Source organism: Streptomyces sp. NPDC006643 (genome assembly GCF_042870175.1).
Taxonomy (GTDB): Bacteria; Actinomycetota; Actinomycetes; order Streptomycetales; family Streptomycetaceae; genus Streptomyces.
Window position 1 is genome coordinate 1 of the sequence record NZ_JBIAHA010000032.1, and the last position, 21,508, is coordinate 21,508.

The window sequence follows — 21,508 nt, forward strand, 5'->3', positions numbered from 1 at the left end:
GGGGGTTGGGGGGGGGGGGGGGGGGGGGGGGGGGGGGGGGGGGGGGGGGGGCCGGGGGGGGGGGGGGGGGGCCCCCCCCCCCCCGGGGGGGGGGGGGGGGGGGGGGGGGGGGGGGGGGGGCGGGGGCCCCCCGCCCCCGGGCGCGGGGGCCCCCCCGGGCGCGGAGATCGGACACGGTCCGGCGCAGGGAGGGGCACCGGTGGAACGCGTTCTGCCGGTCAGCGTTTCTTCGGCGGAGGGATCGTGGTTACCAGCTCCGCGGGAGAATCCGTCAGCCGATGTTCACGTCGATGCACGTGTAGAACGCGTTCACGGTGTCCGCGATGTTCCAGACCGCGAGAACCTTCTGCTTGCCCGAGATACCGCCGAAGTTGACGTTGTGGGTGACCGTCGCCCCGGGCTGCGCGCCGCCGTCGTTGAATTCGGCGACCTTCTGACCGCCCACGAAGTACTGCCAGGTGCTGGTGGCGTGCCGCGCGGTGATCTTCCAGTTGAAGTTCTGGCTGGAGCCGATCGGGGTCACCGCCCAGCCCTTGTTGTCGTCGTCCAGTTCGCCGAAGCGGGAGTTCCCGCCGCTGCAACTGGTCAGACCCTTGGGGCCTTCGACGCTCTGGGGCTCGTACTTGATGTCACCGCAGCTGACGGTTCCGGCGGCGCACTGGGCCTGCCGGCTCGGCGGGTCGGAGATATATCCGTGGGCGCTCGCGGAACCCGCCGGAAGGCTTATCGCGACGATCGGCGCGATCACCGCACCGAGGGCGACGGCCATCTTCCTTTTCGAGTGCATGCGTTACTCCTTCACATCAGGTCTTCCCGTGCCGCAGCAGTCCGTGGGGGACATGAATACGGCCCGGGCGGGCCTCTCAGGTGTGGGGCCAAGAGGCGCGAAGGGCGGTGGTGGGCGGCCTTGTCCGAAGGCGGTCATTGGCGCCCGCATTCGGCAAAGGTCTTTACCACTTGGCCTAGACCATACAGGCCGCCGCGTTCACGTCAATAGCCCTGTGTGAAAGATCAGTTGGGCCGCAGGTACGTCACGGCCCTACCCGGTCGCACGGGTGAGGGGGTACGGCGAGGGGTACTGCGACACGACCGTCCCCCGCTCGTGGCCGGTGACAGACCGCGAACGGGGGACGGGGTGTGAGGTGCGGATTCTCAGGCGTCGTTGGCGATGCCCGCCGATCGCGCCGGCCTCCGCAGCCCCTGCTGAATCGCCTTCTGGACCGCCTTCTGACGGAGCGTCAGGGCGATGCCGGAGAGCACCAGGGCGATCGCGGCGCAGCCCACCGCCACCGGACTCGCCCAGCCGAAGTCCGCGCCCAGACTGCTCCGGAGCAGATCGACGGTGCCGAGGCCCGACAGGGCGTGGGCCGCGATGATCCCGACGGCCGTGGCCGCGCCCGCCGCCCAGATCCGCGCCGAGTCGGCCACCGCGAGCCACACACCGAACACCAGGCAGAGCAACGTGACGACGAGCGAGACGGCGTCCGCGTAGCCACCGGACCGCAGACCGGCGAAGTCCGTCGGCAGATGGATCGCACCGCAGGCGAACAGCGCGGCGGCGGCGGGCCAGCGCAGCGGGGACCGCACGGAGGAGCGCAGGGTGAACGACTCCGTCGACTCCGTGCCGCGGTTTTTCGAATCCGTACGGCGGTTCCTCGGCCCGGCACCGGAACGGCCGCCGGCGGCCGGGGCCAGGCGCGGAACCTCGGGCGGCGGACCGGCCGGGGCGCTCGTCCACGGCGCGACGTGCTGAGGCGCGGGCTGCGGCTCGGCGGCGCGCGCCGCGTGGGCCGCGTGGTCGTCGAGGCTGTCGAGGTCCGCGCGGTCGTCGCGCTCGTCCCGCTCAGGGGGACCCGCGTACGCGTCACGCCGGTCCTGTTCGCCGCGCCGCCCGAACAGGGTCGGCGCCGGCTTCCCGCGCGCGGCGTCGCGGTGGGCGGTCGCGAACGGCGGCTCGTTCTCATGGGTGCCGAGGAACGACACCAGCTGGGCCACTTCCTCGATCGGCCGGCCGACGGCCGCCGCGCGCAGCGTCGTATCGGCCTCGTCGATCTCGTGCGGCGGCTCGTTCAGCATCGCGACGAGCTGCATGACCTCGTCTATCGGACGGGCCACGGCGGCGACCCGCAGGGCCTCGTCGCCGGGGTTGGGCACTTCGCCGGTCCGCTTGAGCAGCATCACCAGCGCGGCCACCTCCTCCAGCGGCCGGTAGGTGGCGGCCGTCCAGAGCAGCGTGCGTATGGGCTCCTCGCCGGCCTCGTCGACCGGGTCCCGCGATCCGGTGCGCCTCTCGGCGTCCGGGTGGATCGGCTCCTCGTAGTGGTGGTCGTTGTTGGTCGGGGTGGTGGGGTCGAGCGGCATGGCGCGGCTCCCTTGCGTCGAACTTCACGGGTGGGCACACACCGTGTAGGTCACGGTGCGTGATCAGCACGCACGCGTTGCTACAACAAACCCACACCTGTCCGTGTTGCGCCATTCGGAACGCGGATATGTGCGGCATAAGAGGGGTCCCCGGCCGCACACCCGCCCCCGCCGTCCCCCGACGGCACGCTCAGTACGCGGAGACCGAGGCGAACAGGGCCTCGGCCTCGGCGACCGAACCGGCCAGCTCCCCGGGGTCCGCGCTCAGCTCCGACGTGATCATGTCGACGTCCCGCAGTCCCGCCCGCCGCAGCAGCGTCTTCTCGTTCGTCACCCACTCGCCGCGCGCCGCCAGTACGGCGTGCGCCGTCTGCGTCGCCGCGATGGCGAGATTCCCGACGACCTCGGTGAGCCGGCCGTACGGGACATGGTTGGCCTTCGTGTACGCGAGCGTCATACGCGCGTTTCCGAGCCAGCGCTCCGGTGCGGTCCGGCGCAGCGCCGGCGGATAGTCGGGGCGGGGGAGTTCACCCCGTAGCACCCGGTTGATGCCCAGCTCGGCGACGACCAGATAGCTGGGGATACCCGCGAGATGGAACATCAGCGGCTCCAGATGGAAGCGCCCCTCCCGCGCCTCGGCCAGTTCGTGCTCGACGACGGCGAGATCGCGGTAGTGCACGTCGACGCTCCGGCCCTCGACCGTCAGCCACGCCCCGCCGTTGAACACCCCGCCGCCCCAGCCACCGATCTCGGAGACCTCGCCGGGCCAGCCGACGGCCCGCAGATCGGCGGGGTCGAAGTCCCCCTCGTCCCCGCCCTCGTAGTAGACGGCCATGTCCCAGTCGCTGTCGGGGCGTTCGGTGCCCTGGGCACGCGAGCCGCCGAGCGTCACGGCTTTGACGGCGGGCAGCGCGGCGAGGACGTCCGCGGTGCGGTCGAGGAAGGCGCTGTCGCTGTCGCCGGCGGTGGCACTGACTGCGTTCATGAGGCGGGGAACCTATCCGTGGTGCGTGCGAAGGAGCGGAGGGGCGGTCGGGGTTGAGTGATCGATCCGGGCATCCTTACGTTCTACACGGCGTACGTGGGTGGGTGGGCCGTTCTCGCAGATCAGCGGGCGGCACGCGAAAATGGTTCGGGCCGTCGCCGTCGCGATGGTCCACGGCCCGGCCGCCGGCCTCGACCTGCTGGCGACCCCCGCGAGCGCCTACCGCGAGGCGGCCCGGCGCACGACCGGCGGCCCCGAGTGCCGCCATCTCACCGAACCGGCCCACCGGTTGGAGTCCGGGCCTGACCGCGTCCGTATGTGTGTTTCCGCGCGGGCCGGACAGCGTGGAACAGAGCGCGGCAGAACGATCCGTCGATGATCGAGGTCCGGCCCCGGGCTCTTCGGGGCCCGACCGGGAAGGACGGCCATGAGCGACGCGACCGGCGCGAAGGAAGCCAACGGGGCGGACGGCAGGGGGACGGACGGCAAGGGCAAGGACAGCAAGGGGACGGAAGGAAATGCCGAGTACGGCAGGAAGCCCTTCAAGCGGTCCAGGAGTCATTTCGCCGACCGCGTCACCGCCGACGGCCGGGACGGCTGGCCGGTGGAGGCGGGCCGCTATCGCCTGGTGGTCAGTCGCGCCTGCCCCTGGGCGAGCCGCGCCGTCGTGTCACGGCGGCTGCTCGGCCTGGAGGACGCGCTCTCCCTCGCGATCGCCGACCCGATCCAGGACGACCGCAGCTGGCGCTTCACCCTGGACCCCGACGGCCGCGACCCGGTCCTGGGCATCCGCTTCCTCGCCGAGGCGTACGACGCGCGCGAGACGGGCTACCCCGGTGGTGTCAGCGTGCCGGCGATCGTCGACGTACCGAGCGGGCAGCTCGTCACCAACGACTACCAGCAGATCACACTCGACCTCGCGACCGAGTGGACCGCCCTGCACCGCCCCGGCGCGCCGGATCTGTACCCGCAGCCGCTGCGGGACGAGATCGACGAGGTGATGGAGGGCATCTACCGGGACGTCAACAACGGTGTCTACCGGGCCGGTTTCGCCACCGAGCAGAAGGAGTACGAGCGCGCCTACCGGGATGTGTTCCGGCGGCTCGATCTGGTGTCGGAGCGGCTGGCGGGCCGGCGCTATCTCGTCGGGGACACCATCACCGAGGCCGACATCCGGCTGTTCACGACGCTGGTGCGCTTCGACGCCGTCTACCACGGGCACTTCAAGTGCAACCGCGCCAAGCTGACCGAGGACCCGGTGCTCCAGGCGTACGCGAAGGATCTCTACCAGACGCCCGGTTTCGGTGACACCGTCGACTTCGATCACATCAAGCGGCATTACTACCAGGTCCACACCGGTGTGAACCCCACCGGCATCGTCCCCCTGGGGCCCGACCTCTCCGACTGGCTCACCCTCCACCACCGCGAGGAGCTGGGCGGCCGGCCCTTCGGGGACGGGACCCCGCCGGGGCCGGTGCCGGCGGGCGAGGAGGTCCCGCCGACGGGACGCCCTTGACGGCGGTACGCCGTGGGCCTGCCGCGCCCCCCGTGGGCGCGGCAAACCGGGTCGCCCGTTCCTAGGGCGTGTCCTTCTGAGCCGCGACGATCGCCGCCAGCGCCTCCGAGACGAACGCCTCGGCTGTCGCCTTGTCGATACCGAGCCCGCTGAGCACCCCCTCGCCGTCCTCCAGTTCCAGCAGGGCGAGCAGGATGTGCTCGGTCCCGATGTAGTTGTGCCCCATGCGCAGGGCCTCGCGGAAGGTGAGCTCCAGGGCCTTCTTCCCGCCCGCGTCGTACGGGATGAGGTCGGGCACGTCCGGCACGGCGGGCGGCAGGACCGCCTCCACCGCGTCGCGTACGGCTTCCACGGTCACACCCTGCGCGGTGATGGCCAGCACGCCGATGCTCTTGGGCTCGCTCAGCAGCCCCAGCACGAGGTGTTCCGGCCGGGTCCGGTCGTTGCCCGCCGCGCGGGACTCCTCCTGGGCGGCCGTCACCACCTGCCTGGCCCGGTCGGTGAAGCGGCTGAACTCCTGGCCGGCGTCGAAGTCCGCCCCCTCGCCCGGCTTCGCGACGAACCGCTTCTGGGCGGCCTGCCGGGTGACCCCCATGCTGCGGCCGATGTCGGTCCATGAGGCGCCGGAGCGTCGTGCCTGATCCACGAAGTGACCGATCAGATGATCGGCCACATCGCCCAGATGATCCGCGGCGATGACCGCGTCTGAGAGCTGGTCGAGAGCGTCGGTGTGAACCTTCTTGATGGCGTCGATCAGATCGTCGAGCCGGATGGGATGCGTCATGTGTCAACCATAGGTTGACAACATCGGAGGCGTCAACCCGAAGTTGACGCTTGCGTGGGTTGGCGGAACCGGCGGAAGAACGCGCGTACGTCATCGGTGAACAGTCCGGGCTCCTCCAGTGCGGCGAAGTGGCCGCCACGGTCGAACTCCGACCAGTGCACGATGGTGTTGTCACGCTCGGCGAGCCGCCGTACGGGGCGGGCCTGATCGGCGGCGAAGACCGCCACTCCGGTGGGTGTCGTGAGCCGTCCGCCGCGTGGCGGGCGGGACGGGTGCGCGGCCTCCCAGTAGTGACGGGCGGACGATCCGGCGGTCGCGGTCAGCCAGTAGAGCATCACGTTGGTGAGCAGCCGGTCACGTGGCACCGCGTCCCGTGGCACCCCGTCGAGCGGCCTCCGCCTGGAGTCCGTCCACTCCGTGAACTTCTCCGCGATCCAGGCGAGTTGACCGACGGGGGAGTCCGTCAGGCCGTACGCGAGAGTCTGCGGCCGGGTCCCCTGGATCTTCGCGTAGCCCGACATCTCCGGCTCCGCGGCCAGCAGTTGGTCCAGTCGCGCGCGGTCCTCGGCGGTGAGGGCGGCTGCCTCGGCGGGGTCGTCCGGCGGAAGGGTGAGCAGCGTGTTGAGGTGGATGCCGACGACATGGTCACCGTCGACCGCGGCCAGTTCGCGGGTGATCGCGTGCCCCCAGTCACCGCCTTGCGCGCCGTAACGGCCGTACCCCAGCCGCCGCATCAACTCGGCCCAGGCCGCGGCCACTCGGTGCACGTCCCAGCCGCCCTCGCGGGTCGGTCCGGACAGGCCGTAGCCCGGAATGGACGGGATGACGAGGTCGAACGCGTCGGCCGCGTCGCCGCCGTGCGCGCCGGGGTCGGTCAGGGGGCCGATGACGTCGAGGAATTCGACGACGGATCCGGGCCAGCCGTGGGTGATCAGCAGCGGCAGAGCGTCGGTGGCGGCGGCGGAACGGATGTGCAGGAAGTGGACCGTGGCGCCGTCGATGACGGTCGTGAACTGCGGGAACCGGTTGAGGTGTGCCTCCTGTGCCCGCCAGTCGTACTCCGTACGCCAGTACTCGGCGAGCGCCTGGAGGTAGCGCAGCGGCACCCCCTGGGACCAGTCGGCGCCCGGGAGTTCGTCGGGCCAACGGGTGGCGGCGAGGCGGGCGGCCAGATCGTCCAGGTCGGCCTGCGGCACGTCGACGACGAACGGTTCGATCGCGGCCGTGGCGGGCGTGACCGCCGTGCGGGGACGGCTCATCGGGTGCCCTCGCCGTCCGGCTCGCCGGCCAGTTCGCGGGCGGCTGTCACCTCGTCCGCGTCCCAGCCCCAGTGGCCGGCGTCGGACTCCCGGGCCTGTTCGTCGATCCACCGGTTGTGCGCCTCCCAGGCGGCCTGCTTGCTGGTGCCGAGGGCCGCGCCGATCTGGGACCACGAGGCGCCGGCCCGGCGGGCGGAGCGTACGGAGAGCTGTCGTCCGTACCCCGCCTTGCGGGCGATCACCTCCCCGAGCGCGAGCAGTTCCAGCGACTCGCCGCGGGTGAGCGCGTCCGCGTCCGGGGGCGCGGAGTCGTCCTCGTCGGCGGGGGACGACAGGGCGTCGCGTGTCCGCAGCGCGTCGTAGCGCGCGACGGCGCCGGGCAGCGTGTACCGGCGTTCCAACTCGTCAGGTGTGGACATGGCCCCATCCTTTTCGTCAGGCAGCCTTGACGTCAAGACTGCCTGACGAAAAGGAACGGGATCCGAGCCCTCCGCTCAGCCGTCCAGGACCGTCAGATCGAGCCGGTCCAGCCGCTCGGGATCGTTGAGGATCGCGATGGACGCGATCCTGCCGTCCGTGATCGTGAACGCCATGACCGAGATCGGCCGCCCCTCCGCCGTCGCGACCACCCCCGCCGCGCCGTTGACGAGCGCGGGCCGCGACACCTCGGCGAACCGGGCCGCGAAGATGGCCCCGCCCGCGACCGCCGCCGCGCCGCGCACCAGCCCTCCCGGACGCAGTGCGCCGCCGTCCGAGCGCACCACGATGTCCGGGTCGAGCAGGGCGACGAGCGCGTCGAAGTCGCCGTCCCGCGCCGCCGCGAGGAACGCGTCCACGACCTCGCGCTGCTTGGTGATGTCCGGGTCGGGGGCCGGCGCCGCGCCCTGGACCCGCCGCCGGGCCCGGCTGGCGAGCTGACGCGTGGCGGCCGGGGAGCGGCCGACGACGGGGGCGATCTCCTCGAAGGGCACGGCGAACAGGTCGTGCAGGACGAAGGCCAGCCGCTCGGCGGGAGCCAGCGCTTCGAGCACCACGAGCAGCGCGAGGCCGACCGAGTCCGCCAGCAGCGCCTCCTGCTCCGGATCCACGCCGTCCACGCCGCTGATGATCGGATCGGGCAGCCGTACGCGCTCCTCCAGCGGGTCCTCACGCCGTGCGGTGCGCGAGCGCAGCATGTCCAGGCAGACGCGGCCCACGACCGTCGTCAGCCAGCCGGCCAGATTCTCGACCTCGCGCGTGTCGGAGCGGTGGAGCTTGAACCACGCCTCCTGGACCGCGTCGTCGGCCTCGCTCACCGAACCGAGCATCCGGTAGGCCACCGCCCGCAGATGGGCGCGGTGCGCCTCGAAGCGCCCCGCCAGGAACTCGTTCTCGTCCATCGTCGTACCTCTCGACCCGTCCCGTCGTTGCGTCCCTCACCGTGATGACGGAAGGAACGCGGTCGATGTGACGAGAGGGCGCCCGATCATCTCCGCCGGTTCACCGGCCGTCGCCGCGCGACAGCCGGGCGAGCCAGGGATGTGCGCCGTACGCCAGGGAGATCGCCCCCGCGAGCCAGTCACGCCGGTCGCCGGTCAGCAGCGGCAGTACGGCGGTGAAGTCCTCCTCGTCCTTGGGGCGCGGCGCCTTCGCCTTGTAGTAGAGCTGCACCTCGGGTGTCAGATACGGCACACCGTCGGCGGAGGCCGTGCCCAGCTCATGGACGGGCCGGCGCACCCGTGGATCACGGCGCGAGATCCATTCGCCGTCCTGCGATTCGTCGAGCATCAGCTGGATACGCCAGGGGGCGCCGGGCCCGGGGCGGCACCAGATGTCATGGACACCGGCCGGCAGCAACTCGCCCGCGGCCCACGGGCGCAGCGTCCCGGGCGGATCGGCGGCCCACCACTCCCACCCGGCCAGCACCCGTTGCGCCGCGAGCTGGTCGCGGCGCAGCAGCAGGACGTCGATGTCCCCGTGCGGCCGGAAGACATGGCCCACGGCCAGCTCGATCGCGTGCCCGCCCGCGATCCACCACGGGCACCGCAGGCCGGAGAAGAGCCGCACCACCTCGGCGAGCGGCGCGGGTTCCCAGATGCCGAGCGATGTGCCGGGGCCGGAGCCGTGCTCCGGGCCGGGATGCGCCACGGCGGTCAGTCCTCCGGGCTCGGCGGCAGCCCCATCGCGTCGGCGAGGGCGTCGATCTCGGACCTGAGCAGGGTGCTGCCACGGTGGCCCATGCCCGTGAACTGCCCCTGGATCTCCAGGCTGACCGCCCCGTGCATCCGCGACCAGACGGTGACCGCGCCGGCGAGGGCCGGGCCGGGATCGGCGCCGGGGGCGTACGCCCGTACCCATTCGGCGACCGCGGGGTTGTCCTCGTCCCAGGCGCCCAGCTCGGACTCCAGTGCCCCGGCCGCTGACCTGGGCGCCCCCTGCGCGAGCACCGTCAGGAACGGGCCGAGGACGGCCCGCGCACTGTCGACCGTCTCGCTCGGGGCCTCGTAACCGGGCGACGGCGAGCCCGCCAGCAGCTGATAGAGATGCGGGGCCTTGACGGCCCAGTTCCGGTACGTGGCGGCCAGGGCGTGCAGCCGCTCCCGGGCCGGCCGGTCGGCGGTGCGGGCGGCCTCGGCCCGCACCGCGCCGGCGACGTCCTCGTAACCCTCGATGATCAACTCGGTGAGCAGGGCGTCCCGGCTGCCGAAGTACTTGTACAGCGCCGGGCCGGTGACCCCCAGCTCCTTGGCGATCGCGTTGAGGCTCAGCGACGCCGGGCCGCCGTCCCCGATCTGCCGCAGCGCGGCCTGCTTGATCTCCGCGCGTACATGATCGCGGTAGCGCTGGCGAGGGGTGTCCTTGCCGACCGGCACGGGAGCGGCCTTTCGTTACTTAGAGGCTATAGCTTTTCATTGCAACTGTAGCTTTTGTGAGTCGGACTGGACAATCCCGGCCATCAGGCGGGAGACACCGGCCGTCGCCAGGGCGAGAACCATGAGCGCCGCGCTCACCCACACCGGGGACCGGAAACCGAGACCCGCGTCGATGGTGAGGCCGCCGAGCCACGGGCCGGCCGCGGCCCCGACGTTGAACGCGGCCGTCGCGAAGGAACCGGCCAACGTCGGCGCGCCGGGCGCCAGTTGGAACACCTGCGAGATCATCGCCGAACCGGTGCCGAACGCGAGCATCCCCTGGACGAGGACAAGCGCGATCACGGCCGGGGGACTCGCCGCGCTCAGCGCCAGCGCGGCCCAGCCGAGCACGAGGGACACCATGCCGGCCACCACGAACGTGCTCCTTCGCGCGTCCGCGACGCGGCCCGAGAGGGTGACGCCGACCAGTGATCCCACGCCGAAGAGGGCGAGCAGGGCGGGCACCCAGCCGGCGCCGAGCCCGGTGACACGGGTGGCCAGCGGTTCGAGATACGAGAAGGCACAGAAGGTCGCGCCCTGGACGAGCGCCATCGTCAGCAGCGTGAGCAGTACGCGGCGCCCGGTGAGAGCGCGCACCTCCTCGCGCACGGTGGGCGATCCGGTGTCCCTCGCGTTCGTCGAGTTCATCGCTTTCGCCCGGTTGGCCGCGGGCCGCTCACCCGGGACCGACAGCACGATGGCGACGAGCGCGGGCAGCGATACGAGGGCCACCGCCCAGAACGCGGCCCGCCACCCCAGGTGTTCACCCAGGAGTGCCCCGGCGGGTACGCCCACCACACAGGCGATGGTCACACCGCCGACCACGACGGACGTGGCGCGCGCACGCGCGGCCGGCTCGACCATCGCGATGGCCGCGACCAGGGCGACCGCCCAGAATCCGGCGTTGGCCAGCGCCCCGACGATCCGGGTCGCCAGTAGTACCTCGTAGCCGGGGGTGACGGCGCCGACGACATGCGCGGCGATGAAGGCGGACAGGAAGACCAACAGGGCGCGGCGGCGCGGCCACTTACGGCTGAACAGCGCCATCAGCGGGGCGCCGATCACCATCCCCACGGCGAACGCCGAGGTCAGAAGACCGGCGGCGGGGATGGACACCTGTAGATCCTCGGCGATGCCCGAGACGAGCCCGGAGAGCATGAATTCGGAGGTGCCTTGGGCGAAGACGGCGAGCCCGAGCACATAGACGGCGAATGGCATGAAGGAACCCCAAGGAAGACAGCGGGAGTTGACGGACGGTGCGGTGGTGCGGAGGGGGAGGTGGGCCGCGCCCGTACGGCATGACGGTTCGTCACGGCGCGGGGCGACGCGGCGGAGACCGCCGACCGGCGCATCGTCCGGAGAGTTCACGGACGCGGTGGCACAGGACCGGTCGGGCGGATCAGAGACGCGGAGAGAAGCGGCCCACACGACGGTGGACCGGCGGCAACGGCCGTACCGAGCACTCGCCCACGACCCACACGGCCGTACGGCGTCAACTCGACAGCGGATCAGCCACCGGGCGACCGGCGGCTAGAGTCTGTCGGACTCGGGGCTGCTCATGATCGGCAAACTACCAGCCGCGGCTCGCGCCCTCCACCCGTTTAACGAAGTGCGGGTACGGCGGCGAGCCACTACCTTCGCGGGCATGGAAGAACGACCCGCGGGAATCCAGGACTCCGAGGTGCGCCACGCGCTCAAGGCGTGGGGGATCGACCCCGTCAGCTGGGAGTACGCCCCCGTCGGCTTCGGCGACTACCACTGGACCACCACCGACACCCGGGAGCGCCGGTGGTTCGTGACCGTGGCCGACCTGGCTGCCAAGAGCTGGTACGGGGACGGGCCGGAGGCCGCCTTCCACGGTCTGCGGGACGCCATGGACACGGCGGTGGCCCTGCGCGGCACGGACCCGGACGGCCTGGACTTCGTCGTGGCGCCGGTGCGGACGGCCGAGGGCGAGACGGTACGCGAGGTGGGCGCCGGACACGCGGTCAGTGTGTTCCCGCTCGTCCCGGGCACACCGGGCCACTTCGGCGAACCCCTCACCGCGCGCGACCGCGGCCTGGTGCTGGACCTGCTCGCGAGGCTGCACCGAACCACTCCGCCGGCCTCGGCCCGCGTTCTGCCGCCCGAGTTCGCGACGCGCCCCCAACTGGAGGGCGCGCTGCGGGAGATGAACCGTCCCTGGGACGGCTTCGGGCCCTACGCCGAACCCGCCAGGCAACTCCTCGCGATCCACGGCGACGCCCTGCGCGGGCGGCTCGACGAATTCGACCGGCGGGCGGGGGAGTTGAGGGCGAGCGACGCGCCGCTCGTCGTCACGCACGGGGAACCGCACCCCGGCAATCTGCTGCGGGCGGGGGAGCGGCGGCTGCTGCTCGACTGGGACACGGTGGGCCTCGCGGTGCCCGAGCGCGACCTCTGGCTGGTCGCGGGGAGCACGGGGAGCACGGAGAGTACCGAGGGCGCGGACGGCGCGGACGGCGCGGACGGCCTCGTACGGTACGAGGAGGCCACCGGCCGGAAACCGGACCCCTCCGCCCTGGCCCTCTACCGCCTCCGCTGGGCCCTGAACGACGTCGCCGAATTCCTCACCTGGCTCCGCGCACCGCACGCCGCGACCCCGGACGCCCGGCAGGCGTGGGACGCCCTGACCAGCACGGTGGAGAGCCTCGCCGCCGAGGCGTAGGCACCGGCCGACGCGCATGGGCCGATCCGGTGAGCGCGTCGGCGTGGGCGCCGCCGGCCCCGTCCCGAGCGGCTATAACCGCCTCATGCTCTATCACTTCGCCGTACTGGAAAACTGGCTGGCCGAACCGGACCGGCCCTACGCGCCGCCGTCACTGGCCCGCGACGGCTCCGTCCACGCGTCCCCGACACGGGAAGCGGTCCTCAAGGCCGTCGCGCGCTTCCACCAGGACACGGCCGGTCTCGTCCTGGTCATCGACGAGACCAGGCTCGACGTCCCCGTCGAGTGGGTGACCCCGCCGCCCGACTCGCCCATGGCCCAGGAGCCCGGATTCCGGACGGCACGGCTCCGGGGGCCCCTCAACCGCGACGCCGTGGTTCAGCTGTTGGACATCGTCCGCCCGGAGGCCGGCCGGGACTGGGGACTGATCGCGCGGGACGCCTCCTCGGCGCACTGACGACCGGCGCGCGCCGGCCCGGTGGGGGGACGGAATCTCGCTGGTGGGGCCTTCGGCGGCGCACCTAGTATCGACCGATGACGTCCAGGGACGAAGTACTCGACGACGCGCTCCGCCGGGCCGGCGTCCGTCGGCCGGCCAGGCTCCTGGACCCCGCCGACTGCGCGCCGGACGTCTTCGAGCGGCTGCTGCGGCACGAGGACGCGCGCGTACGGTCGCTGGGGCTGACGCTCCTCGGCGAGCGCGTCGCGGACGGCCGATCGGCAACGCTCGCCGCCCTGTTGCCCGCCGCCCTGTCGGCCGCGGGTGACGGGGCGACGGCGGAGGACGCGCTCGTCGCGGCCGATCTGTACGCGCGGCTCGGACCATGGGTGCCAAAGCCGTACGCCGTGGCCGGCCATGCCCCGCCCTGGCGTACGGCCGGGTTCCCCGTACGCGTACAGATCGCCTTGCTGCGCGCTGAGATCGCCAACGACCCGACGACCGTCCGCCGGGAGCCCGCCTCCGAACTGCTCCACCAGGCCGTACGTGAGACGGGCATCGGCCTCGCCGCTCGGCCGGACCGGCTGGTGGCGGAGCTGGCGGACAGCGGCGACCGGGTGCTCGTGGACGAGTCGTTGAGACTGGCGCGGGAGGGGCTGCACGCGGGAGTTCTGACGGCAGGCCTTGTCCGCGCCCATCTGTCGCGGCTTCTCGATCTCGATCTCGACTGCGGCTCCGACTCCGGCTCCGACGGCGGCTTCAACAGCGACTCCGACGGCGCCGTGGCGGCCCGGACCGTCGCCGCCGCACTGGACGAACTCGCCGAGCCCTGGGCGGCGTTGGAGCCGCTGCCGCCCGGCCGGCTCGACGCCCGGCTGACCGCCGCCGCGGTCGCCGCACGACCCGAGGTGGCGGAGGCCGCGCTCACCACCCTCGCCCGGCACGGTCACAGCGGCGTACTGCGGCGCGTCATCGACGACCAGGACCTGCCGCCCCGGCTGCGACGCCGTGCGCTGGAACTGCTCGGATCGCTCGCCACACGCCACGACATCGGCGAACTGACCGCCGTCGCCGCGCGCGACCCGCTGCTGTTCGGCGAGCCTGCCGTGGCCTGCCTGCGCGGGCTCCACCGGCGCGGACACTTCGTGACCGGCGCCGACGTCCCCGCCGTCCTCGCACTCGCGCTGGCCGACCACGCCGTCGCGCCGCGTGACGTCGCGACCGTTCTGTTCACCTGCCGCCAGGACATGTTCCGGCTGCTGACCGATGCCCCCGCCGACGATCCGGGCTGGCCACGCAGGCTCGCCCTCCTGGTCGCGCTGGCCGCACAGGGCACGGGCGGCCCGGGCGAACTCCCCGTAGGAGACGCCATCACCCGTGCGCTGGTGGCGACTTCCGCGCCCCGGCCCTTCCTCGACGCACTGCGCGCGCTCCGGCACACGGCTGCCGAGGAGGCCGTACTTGCACATCTGGTGACCGAGCCCGCCGCCGCGCTCGACACCCTGGAGGCCATCGGCGGCCGGCCGACGGTCCAGGCCCTGCGGCACGGGCTCGGTCTCACGTCACCGGACCCCGAGAGTGTGATCGCACCGCATCTGCGCGCCGTACGGCACCGGGCACTCGAACTGCTCTGGCAGCTCGCCGACGACCCGGCGGAGCGGCGCGACCTCCTCGCACGCCTGGACCCCGCCGACCTGCCCGCGCGGACAGCCGCCGATCTCGGCGGCCCCGACGAGGCCGAACTGGCCCTGCTCGGCGCGCGCGTCGACCGAGGTGCGCCGGTGGCCGCGCTCTGCGCGCTGGCCGCCCACGGCGGTGTGGGCACACTCCCGGTCATCGCCGATCTGCTGCTGGAGGTCGTCGCCGAACTGGCGCTGCCGGAACGGCGGTTGACCGAACGGCCCGCTGTCGCGCGGTGGGACGGCCCGGCGATCACCGGTGAGCCCGTCGTGCCCGGTGAAGTCCTCGCAGCCGTACGGGACATGGGCCGGCGGCTGCACGCGCGCCGCAGGATCCGGCCGTCCTGTCTGCTCGACGCCCCCGACGCCGACGCGGCCGGCGACGCACTCGCCGCGACCGTGGTGCTCGACCTGCTCGACCGCCCGGGGCCCGCCGACGGCGAACGGGTGATCCTCCTCGAACTGCTGACCAGGATCCCGTACCCGCACATCCGGCCCCGGGTGCACCGGCTGCTCCGCCACCGTGACCCCCACGTGCGTAAACACGTGATCGCCCTGCTCGCCAAGGACACCGACGGAGACGACGCGCAGGCCCTCTCGGCGAGCCTCATCACCCTCACGACCGCCGACGACATCCCGACCGTACGGCAGGCGCTGCTCGCCCTCGGCCACGCGCGGGCCCGCTGGGCGGCGGACGCCGTCGCCGCCTGCCTCGACCACCCGAACATGAACATCAAGAAGACCGCGGCGGCGGTGCTCGCCCGCGCGGGCACCGCCGCCGCGGTACCCCAGCTCCTCAACTGGCTCGGCCGCCACGACAATCCGGGATTCAGGGCCGCACTCGTGGAGGCGCTGCGCGCCATTCTCGGGCCCGCTCACGAGGCGACCGTGCGCGCCGCCCTCGCCCGCGCGGACGAGCCACGCGCCCGTGAACTGCTGGGCGCATGCCTCGCGGTGCGCCCGCACACCGGGGACGCCACGCTCGCCGACATCGACGCGCTGGAGACCGGCGGTTGGCGTCCCGCGCTCGCACTGCGCATCGCCGAACGCCCCGAACCGCCCGCGGGTCACCTGCTGCACGGGCTGCGGCCGACGCTCGCGGACTGGCTCGCCCTGGCCGACTCGCTGCCGGACGCGATGTCCGCCACCCGGGTGCGGCTGGTGCGGCTGGCGGCGCGCATCTGCCCGAGCAGGCTGACCGGTGAGGAGAAGAGGACCTACGCGCGGCACCTCCGGGCCCTGCTCGACTGCTTCACGGACCGGGCGACTTGGGATGAGGACAGAAGGGGCGTCCTGCGCGTGCTCCAGGAGCTGGCACCCACGCTGCCGACGGTGGACAAGCGGGCCGTCGCCGCCGCCGTCCGCGCGCTGCCCGGCACCGCGCCCGCTCCGACGCTGACCCTGCTGCGGGGCTGTGACGCGGTACTGGTGCGCGCCGATCTGGACCAGGCGCTCGCGGCTGCGGCCGGCCCGCGCTCCGAAGGAGCCGTACTGCGCGAGGCGTTCGGGATTCCGGACGGAGCTGCCGGCACGTCCGGCTCGCTCAACTCCCGTGACCGGCTTGCCGCGTTGGCCGACGACTACCCGGCCGCCGACCCCGTGACCCGGTCCGCCCTCCTCGACCGGATGTGCGCGCTCCAGCCCCTGGACGCGCCGCCGTGGACTCTCGGCGAGAGCGCCTGCGACACGCCGGCGGAGCGGGCAGCGCCCCGTACGGTACGGGCGGACGATCTGGACCAGCCGCGTTCGGCGGCGCTGCGCGCCCGGCTGCTGGACATGCTCGGCGCACCCGACGCGGACCGGCGCCGTACGGCCGCCCTCGCACTGCTCAAGTGGCCCGATCCCGACGTCCGTTCGGCGGTCCTGCGTGCGTATCTCACCGGCCGGGTCGACGTCCACGTCCCTGCCGACGCGCTCCCAGCCGACCCGCTCCCCGCGGACGCGCTCCCGGCCGGCGCGCTCGCCGCACCGGGGAGCGGGGAGTTCCGGTACGACCGGCTCGCCCGGGTGGCCCCGCGCCTCGACCCGGCCGCCCTGGAAGCGCTCGTACCCGCCCTCCTGGAACGGTGGCAACAGGCGCCGGACGCCGTCCGCCCCGTCCTGAGCGCCGTGCCGGCGGACACGCTCGCCGTCCACATCGGCGACCGTCTGGCGGCGGGTGCTTGGGGATTCCTCGGTCTGCTCGCCGGCCGTCCGCTGCTCCGTACCCCCGCGCTCACGGAGATCTGCCGCCGACTGCGCGCCGAGGGCCAAGGCCGGCTCGCCGACCGTCTCGTCCTGGTCGGCGGGCCGCTGCGGGACCCGGCAGCCGAACGCGAGCGTACGGGCACACGGACGCGCTCGGACGAGTCGGCCGAGCCCGCCGCCGAACCTTCCCGGCACGACCTGCTGCGTCTGGCCCGTACCGGCGGCCCCGATCAGATCCGCCGGGCACTCGCCCGTCTCACCGAGGCGGACGATCCCGAACTCCCCACGCTGATAGGCGAGTTGCTGCACCACCCCCGCCCCCGGGTCCGCCTGCACGCGCACCGGACAGCCCGGGAACTGTTCGACCGGGAGACCTATCTGCGCCACACGTCGGCGCTGCTGAACGATCCGCAGCCGGACCTCGTGCGCTCGGCGGTCCGCACACTCACCCACGCGGGCTGGGAGCCCGCCGTACCCGCGATCGTCACCCTCCTCGACCACCCCCACCCGGCCGTACGGGGCGCGGCGACGGACGGTCTGCTGCTCCTCGGTCGACGGGCGGTCCCCGCGCTCCGGCACACGGCCGATCACGCACGCCCCGACAAACGGTCGCTCTATCTGTCCGTGCTCGACCGGATCACGGCCACCACCGTCGAAGAGGAGAGAGCGGGATGATCGTCTGGATCAACGGGTCCTTCGGCGCGGGCAAGACGACCCTGGTCGCCGAACTGCGCAGCCGCCGGCCCGACGCGCTCGTGTACGACCCGGAGCAGGTCGGCCTCCTCCTGCGGGACATCGTGGACGTCACGATCGAGGACTTCCAGGATCTCCCGCTGTGGCGCAGCCAGTTGGTCTCGCTGGCACTGGCGCTGCTCAAGGAGTACGAGCGGCCGATCCTGGTGCCGATGACGCTCGTGAACCCGCTCTACCTGACCGAGGTCTTCGGTGCCCTGGCCGCCGCCGACGTCACCGTGCACCACTTCTTCCTCAAGGTCCCTGCGCCGGTGCTGGAGCGCCGTCTCAGGGCACGGGGCAGCGCACTGGGCGACCCCGAGCGCGAGGCCGCCGGGCTGAGGTGGGTCATGGAGCGGATGGTGCGCTGCGTGGCGGCGGCGGACACCATGCCGGACGGGACCGTGTTCCTCGACGGCGAGCGGCCGACGGCGGAGCTGGCGGACGACGTACTGAGGCGCGTCGGCGCCACGATGTGACACCGGGCGCGCGTCCGCACGGGCGCGCGCCTCTTCCCCCGCCCGGCTCCGGGCCCCGCGTTCACCCCTCCTGCCCGCCCCGCTTGACATCGCCGTGCAACGGTCTGACACTTCAGTTATAGCTTCTAACTGAAGCGAGAACGACATTGAGGGGATTTGAGCGTCATGAGCGATCTGCCAGAGGCCGGTGACCGCACGGTGATGACCGAGATCGTGCTGCCGGGCGTCGTCGAACCGGCCGGGCTTCAGGTGCGTCAGCAGCCCGTACCCGCTCCCGGACCCGGTCAAGTCCTGCTGGTGATGGAGGCGTCCGGCGTCTCCTTCGCCGAGCAGCAGATGCGGCGCGGCAAGTACTACGACCAGCCGCCGTACCCGTTCACCCCCGGCTACGACGTCGTGGGCACCGTCGCCGCGGTCGGGACCGGCGAAGACGCCTCGCTCGTCGGGCGCCGGTTCGCCGTGCTCACCAAGACCGGCGGCTGGGCCAGCCATCTGCTCGTCCAGGCCGCCGAACTCGTCGAGGTGCCCGCCGGTGTCGACGCGGCCGAGGCCGAGACCCTGGTGGTGAACGGCATCACCGCGATGCAGATGCTGCACCGCGTCGCGCGCGTGCGGGCCGGCCAGACCGTGCTCGTACTCGGCGCGAACGGCGGCGTAGGCTCCACCCTCGTCCAGCTCGCCCGCCGCGCGGGCGCCCGAGTCATCGGCACGGCGTCCGCCCGCCACCAGGAGACCGTCCGGGAGCTGGGCGCCGTCCCCGTCGACTACCGCACGCCCGACCTCACCGCCGCGGTCCGCGAGATCGCCCCGGACGGCGTGGACGCGGTCTTCGACCACATCGGCGGCGAGGGGATCGTCACGTCGTTCCGGCTGCTCGCTCCCGGCGGGACACTCGTCTCGTACGGCACGGCCTCGACCCGCGACGCGGTGGGCTCGTCCAAACTGCCCGTCCTGAAGCTCATCGCCCGGCTCCAGCTCTGGAACGCGCTGCCCAACGGCAGGAGCGCCCACTTCTTCAACATCTGGGCGGGCAAGCGGCGCGGCGACGCCTTCCAGGCGCGGCTCGCCGCCGACCTCACCGAGGTGCTGGGCCTGCTCGCCGACGGGGAGATCAAGCCGCAGGTCGCCGCGCGTCTGCCGCTGTCGCGGGCCGCCGACGCGCTGAGCCTGGCCGAATCCAGCACGGTGACCGGAAAGGTCGTCCTGGTCCCGGACATCGCGGCGGACGGGGGCGGCGGCAGCGACATCAAGCACGCGGGACGCTGACTCGCCGCCAAGGCCGGGAACGCCGCCGCCGCCCGGCCGCCGCTCACTCTGCGGTGGCTCAGGCCAGGAACGCCGCCGTGGCCGCCACGAACCGGTCGCGGTCGTCGCGCCACGGGAAATGCCCGGCACCGGGCTGGACGACGAGTTCGGCGTTCGGGAACAGCCCCGCGAACTCCTTCACGACGACCGGCGGAGCCCCGGGGTCGACCTCGCCCGCGACCAGCAGCACCGGTCCGTCGAACCGGCCGAGCGCCGTACGCGTGGCACCCGGGTCGAAGGCGCCCTCCCCGCCGAACACACCCGCCGCCTCGTCGTTGCGCTGCGCCTCCCCGGCGGCCTCGAACGCCCGCGCCTCCTCGTCCCAACGGCCGTAGGAGAACGGCGTGATGGCCTGCCAGGCGTCCGCCGTCGCACGGCCCTCGGTGATCGCCTCCAGCGCCGCGTACGCCGCCGGGAACCACGGCTCGTCCCGGCGCGCTCGCACCGTCTCCCGCCGCACCTCCCCGGGGATCGGGATGCCGACCGCCCACACGCTCGGTGTGATCAGCGCCAGCCTGCCGACGCGTTCCGGGTGCCGGCCCACGTACAGCGCCGCCAGATTCGCCCCGCCGGAGTGAGCGAGCAGATCGATCCGCTCCAGACCGAGACGCACGCGCAGTGCCTCGACGTCGTCGACGAGCCGGTCGCAGCGGTACGAGGCCGGATCCCGGGGCACGGCGGACCCGCCGGTGCCCCGGGGATCGAGCATGATCAGCTGTCGGTGCGCCGAGAGACCGCCCAACTCGCCGAGGTAGTCGGAGGATTGCATGGGTCCGCCCGGCAGGCAGATCAGGGGAGGGCCCTCGCCGAAGACGTGATAGGCGAGCTGTGTGTCGTCGGGCGCTGAGTAGGTAGGCATCGCGCAGACCCTGTCAGGGGCGCCGACCAGCGGCAACCGGGTTTCGCCCGCTCGTCGGCACCGGCCCCGTCTCACGCCGAATCGCGCACCACCAGCGTCGTCGGCACCTCCCCGTCTCACGCCGAGTCGCGCACCACCAGCGTCGTCGGCAGCACGAGCTGGCGGTGGGCGGTCGAGGGATCGGCGATCTCCGCCAGGAGCAGCCGGGTGATCGAGCGCCCGATCGCCTCGATGGGCTGTCGCACACTGGTCAGCGCCGGCGTCGTGTGCCGGGCGATGACCGAGTCGTCGAAGCCGATGACCGCCACGTCGTCGGGCACCCGCCGCCCCCGCTCGCGCAGTTCGGTCAGCGCCCCCACCGCCATCACGTCCGACGCGGCGAAGACGGCGTCGATCCCCGGGGCGCGGTCGAGCAGCTCGCGCATCGCCGTACGCCCGCCCTCCTCGGTGAAGTCCGAGACCGCGACGAGGCGTTCGTCCACCGGCGTGCCCCGCTCGGCCAGCGCCTCGCGCCAGCCCCGGAGCCGGCTGTTGCCGACGTCCATGTCGAGCGGCCCGGTGATCGTCGCGATCGTGGTGCGCCCGCCGTCGATCAGATGGCGTACGGCTGTCGCGGCGCCTCCGACGTTGTCGGAGTGGACATGGCTCAGCGACTCGTCGGGGGAGCGCCGGCCCGCCAGGACGGTCGGCATCCGCATCTCCTCCAGCAGGCCGGGCAGCGGATCGTCGTCGTGGATCGACACCAGCAGTACACCGTCCACCCGGCGCGCCGCCGCGAAGCGCGTCAGCCGGTCCAGCTCGCGCCGGTCGCGCACCAGGATCAGCAGCAACTGCATCTCGGTGTCGGCCAGTTCCGTGCTGACGCCCCGGATCACGGCGGAGAAGTACGGCTCCGCCGCCAGCCGGCTCTCGGACTCGGGGATCACCAGGGCGACGCAGTCCGTCCGGCTCGTGACAAGGCTGCGGGCCGCCGGGTTGGGTATGTAGTTCAGCTGCGTGATGGCCGTCTCGACCGCGGCGCGGGCCTTCGCGCTGACGCCGGGCGCACCGTTGACGACCCGCGAGACCGTCCCGCGCCCCACCCCCGCCAGCGCGGCGACGGCTTCAAGAGTTGGCCGCTGACCTCGGTGTTCGGGGCTGCTCATCGATTCTCCTGACTTCCGCCCCGCAGGGCTGTCCGGTACCCGCCTGCGCAGGGCACTTGACCCGCGAGGTGCCGCTCCGGCCCGCTCGGCGCCGGACATCTCCGGGCAACGGAAACGTCTTCAACTCTTGACACGGTGCGACGTTCTCCGCAGAGTCTTCCACAACCGACTGGGAGCGCTCCCACTTTCCCGTTCACCGGA

At 72.8% G+C, this 21,508-nt stretch carries 18 protein-coding genes; 6 read left to right on the forward strand and 12 right to left on the reverse strand.

The annotated features are described in order from the left end of the window. Positions 1–271: 271 nt before the first annotated feature. The 3 genes from ACFYNU_RS33890 to ACFYNU_RS33900 all read right to left on the reverse strand — a co-directional run bounded on the left by ACFYNU_RS33890 (position 272) and on the right by ACFYNU_RS33900 (position 3,346). Positions 272–787, reverse strand: coding sequence for a lytic polysaccharide monooxygenase auxiliary activity family 9 protein (locus ACFYNU_RS33890; RefSeq protein ID WP_356588961.1), 516 nt, complete (start codon positions 785–787; stop codon positions 272–274). Between the two features lie 365 nt (positions 788–1,152). After that, positions 1,153–2,361, reverse strand: a complete 1,209-nt coding sequence (locus tag ACFYNU_RS33895) for a hypothetical protein (protein WP_356588963.1) — start codon at positions 2,359–2,361, stop codon at positions 1,153–1,155. 190 nt (positions 2,362–2,551) lie between these two features. Then, positions 2,552–3,346 carry a nucleotidyltransferase domain-containing protein gene (locus tag ACFYNU_RS33900; RefSeq protein ID WP_356588965.1) on the reverse strand — a complete coding sequence of 265 codons (795 nt, stop codon included), beginning with the start codon at positions 3,344–3,346 and terminating at the stop codon, positions 2,552–2,554. A gap of 427 nt (positions 3,347–3,773) precedes the next feature. Here ACFYNU_RS33900 and ACFYNU_RS33905 point away from each other — a divergent pair, with 427 nt between their 5' ends. Continuing rightward, positions 3,774–4,862, forward strand: a complete 1,089-nt coding sequence (locus ACFYNU_RS33905) for a glutathione S-transferase C-terminal domain-containing protein (protein ID WP_356588967.1) — start codon at positions 3,774–3,776, stop codon at positions 4,860–4,862. Between the two features lie 61 nt (positions 4,863–4,923). Here ACFYNU_RS33905 and ACFYNU_RS33910 read toward each other — a convergent pair whose 3' ends face one another. The 7 genes from ACFYNU_RS33910 to ACFYNU_RS33940 form a co-directional block, all read right to left on the reverse strand. Further along, complete coding sequence (locus ACFYNU_RS33910) at positions 4,924–5,646, reverse strand: Clp protease N-terminal domain-containing protein (protein WP_356588969.1); 723 nt, start codon at positions 5,644–5,646, stop codon at positions 4,924–4,926. Positions 5,647–5,678: 32 nt separating this feature from the next. Then, positions 5,679–6,905: an epoxide hydrolase family protein gene (locus tag ACFYNU_RS33915; RefSeq protein WP_356588971.1), complete on the reverse strand. Its 1,227-nt coding sequence runs from the start codon at positions 6,903–6,905 to the stop codon at positions 5,679–5,681. Continuing rightward, positions 6,902–7,324, reverse strand: coding sequence for a hypothetical protein (locus ACFYNU_RS33920; protein ID WP_356588973.1), 423 nt, complete (start codon positions 7,322–7,324; stop codon positions 6,902–6,904). The genes ACFYNU_RS33915 and ACFYNU_RS33920 overlap by 4 nt, the downstream gene beginning before the upstream one ends. Positions 7,325–7,399: 75 nt before the next feature. Beyond that, positions 7,400–8,284, reverse strand: a complete 885-nt coding sequence (locus ACFYNU_RS33925) for a sigma-70 family RNA polymerase sigma factor (protein WP_356588975.1) — start codon at positions 8,282–8,284, stop codon at positions 7,400–7,402. A gap of 100 nt (positions 8,285–8,384) precedes the next feature. Then, a complete protein-coding gene (locus ACFYNU_RS33930; protein ID WP_356588977.1) occupies positions 8,385–9,032 on the reverse strand; it encodes a nucleotidyltransferase domain-containing protein in 648 nt (215 codons plus the stop codon). 5 nt (positions 9,033–9,037) lie between these two features. Beyond that, on the reverse strand, positions 9,038–9,757 hold the full coding sequence (locus ACFYNU_RS33935; RefSeq protein ID WP_356588979.1) for a TetR/AcrR family transcriptional regulator: 720 nt from the start codon (positions 9,755–9,757) through the stop codon (positions 9,038–9,040). A gap of 36 nt (positions 9,758–9,793) precedes the next feature. After that, positions 9,794–11,014: a Cmx/CmrA family chloramphenicol efflux MFS transporter gene (locus tag ACFYNU_RS33940; protein WP_356588981.1), complete on the reverse strand. Its 1,221-nt coding sequence runs from the start codon at positions 11,012–11,014 to the stop codon at positions 9,794–9,796. Positions 11,015–11,441: 427 nt separating this feature from the next. On the opposite strand from ACFYNU_RS33940, the gene ACFYNU_RS33945 reads away from it, so the two are divergent. The 5 genes from ACFYNU_RS33945 to ACFYNU_RS33965 all read left to right on the forward strand — a co-directional run bounded on the left by ACFYNU_RS33945 (position 11,442) and on the right by ACFYNU_RS33965 (position 19,264). Then, the gene (locus tag ACFYNU_RS33945; RefSeq protein WP_356588983.1) at positions 11,442–12,482 is read left to right on the forward strand and encodes an aminoglycoside phosphotransferase family protein; all 1,041 of its coding nucleotides are present in this window, start codon (positions 11,442–11,444) and stop codon (positions 12,480–12,482) included. Positions 12,483–12,567: 85 nt separating this feature from the next. Then, complete coding sequence (locus tag ACFYNU_RS33950; protein ID WP_356588985.1) at positions 12,568–12,939, forward strand: DUF952 domain-containing protein; 372 nt, start codon at positions 12,568–12,570, stop codon at positions 12,937–12,939. 77 nt (positions 12,940–13,016) lie between these two features. Further along, entirely contained in the window at positions 13,017–17,462 is a 4,446-nt protein-coding gene (locus ACFYNU_RS33955) for a HEAT repeat domain-containing protein (protein ID WP_356588987.1), read from the forward strand. Further along, a complete protein-coding gene (locus tag ACFYNU_RS33960; protein WP_356588989.1) occupies positions 17,459–17,998 on the forward strand; it encodes an AAA family ATPase in 540 nt (179 codons plus the stop codon). Before ACFYNU_RS33955 ends, ACFYNU_RS33960 begins: the two co-directional genes overlap by 4 nt. A 165-nt stretch (positions 17,999–18,163) precedes the next feature. After that, a complete protein-coding gene (locus ACFYNU_RS33965; RefSeq protein WP_356588991.1) occupies positions 18,164–19,264 on the forward strand; it encodes a medium chain dehydrogenase/reductase family protein in 1,101 nt (366 codons plus the stop codon). 58 nt (positions 19,265–19,322) lie between these two features. Here ACFYNU_RS33965 and ACFYNU_RS33970 read toward each other — a convergent pair whose 3' ends face one another. Together ACFYNU_RS33970 and ACFYNU_RS33975 are read right to left on the reverse strand one after the other, a co-directional pair. Then, on the reverse strand, positions 19,323–20,162 hold the full coding sequence (locus tag ACFYNU_RS33970; protein WP_356588993.1) for an alpha/beta hydrolase: 840 nt from the start codon (positions 20,160–20,162) through the stop codon (positions 19,323–19,325). 116 nt (positions 20,163–20,278) lie between these two features. Continuing rightward, positions 20,279–21,307, reverse strand: a complete 1,029-nt coding sequence (locus ACFYNU_RS33975) for a LacI family DNA-binding transcriptional regulator (protein ID WP_356588995.1) — start codon at positions 21,305–21,307, stop codon at positions 20,279–20,281. Positions 21,308–21,508: the final 201 nt, after the last annotated feature.

Bases quoted from the DNA above. Each gene is read 5' to 3' on its own strand.
- ACFYNU_RS33890 (WP_356588961.1), bottom strand. From the start codon at position 787: ATGCACTCGAAAAGGAAGATGGCCGTCGCCCTCGGTGCGGTGATCGCG.
- ACFYNU_RS33895 (WP_356588963.1), bottom strand. From the start codon at position 2,361: ATGCCGCTCGACCCCACCACCCCGACCAACAACGACCACCACTACGAG.
- ACFYNU_RS33900 (WP_356588965.1), bottom strand. From the start codon at position 3,346: ATGAACGCAGTCAGTGCCACCGCCGGCGACAGCGACAGCGCCTTCCTC.
- ACFYNU_RS33905 (WP_356588967.1), top strand. From the start codon at position 3,774: ATGAGCGACGCGACCGGCGCGAAGGAAGCCAACGGGGCGGACGGCAGG.
- ACFYNU_RS33910 (WP_356588969.1), bottom strand. From the start codon at position 5,646: ATGACGCATCCCATCCGGCTCGACGATCTGATCGACGCCATCAAGAAG.
- ACFYNU_RS33915 (WP_356588971.1), bottom strand. From the start codon at position 6,905: ATGAGCCGTCCCCGCACGGCGGTCACGCCCGCCACGGCCGCGATCGAA.
- ACFYNU_RS33920 (WP_356588973.1), bottom strand. From the start codon at position 7,324: ATGTCCACACCTGACGAGTTGGAACGCCGGTACACGCTGCCCGGCGCC.
- ACFYNU_RS33925 (WP_356588975.1), bottom strand. From the start codon at position 8,284: ATGGACGAGAACGAGTTCCTGGCGGGGCGCTTCGAGGCGCACCGCGCC.
- ACFYNU_RS33940 (WP_356588981.1), bottom strand. From the start codon at position 11,014: ATGCCATTCGCCGTCTATGTGCTCGGGCTCGCCGTCTTCGCCCAAGGC.
- ACFYNU_RS33945 (WP_356588983.1), top strand. From the start codon at position 11,442: ATGGAAGAACGACCCGCGGGAATCCAGGACTCCGAGGTGCGCCACGCG.
- ACFYNU_RS33950 (WP_356588985.1), top strand. From the start codon at position 12,568: ATGCTCTATCACTTCGCCGTACTGGAAAACTGGCTGGCCGAACCGGAC.
- ACFYNU_RS33955 (WP_356588987.1), top strand. From the start codon at position 13,017: ATGACGTCCAGGGACGAAGTACTCGACGACGCGCTCCGCCGGGCCGGC.
- ACFYNU_RS33960 (WP_356588989.1), top strand. From the start codon at position 17,459: ATGATCGTCTGGATCAACGGGTCCTTCGGCGCGGGCAAGACGACCCTG.
- ACFYNU_RS33965 (WP_356588991.1), top strand. From the start codon at position 18,164: ATGAGCGATCTGCCAGAGGCCGGTGACCGCACGGTGATGACCGAGATC.
- ACFYNU_RS33970 (WP_356588993.1), bottom strand. From the start codon at position 20,162: ATGCCTACCTACTCAGCGCCCGACGACACACAGCTCGCCTATCACGTC.
- ACFYNU_RS33975 (WP_356588995.1), bottom strand. From the start codon at position 21,307: ATGAGCAGCCCCGAACACCGAGGTCAGCGGCCAACTCTTGAAGCCGTC.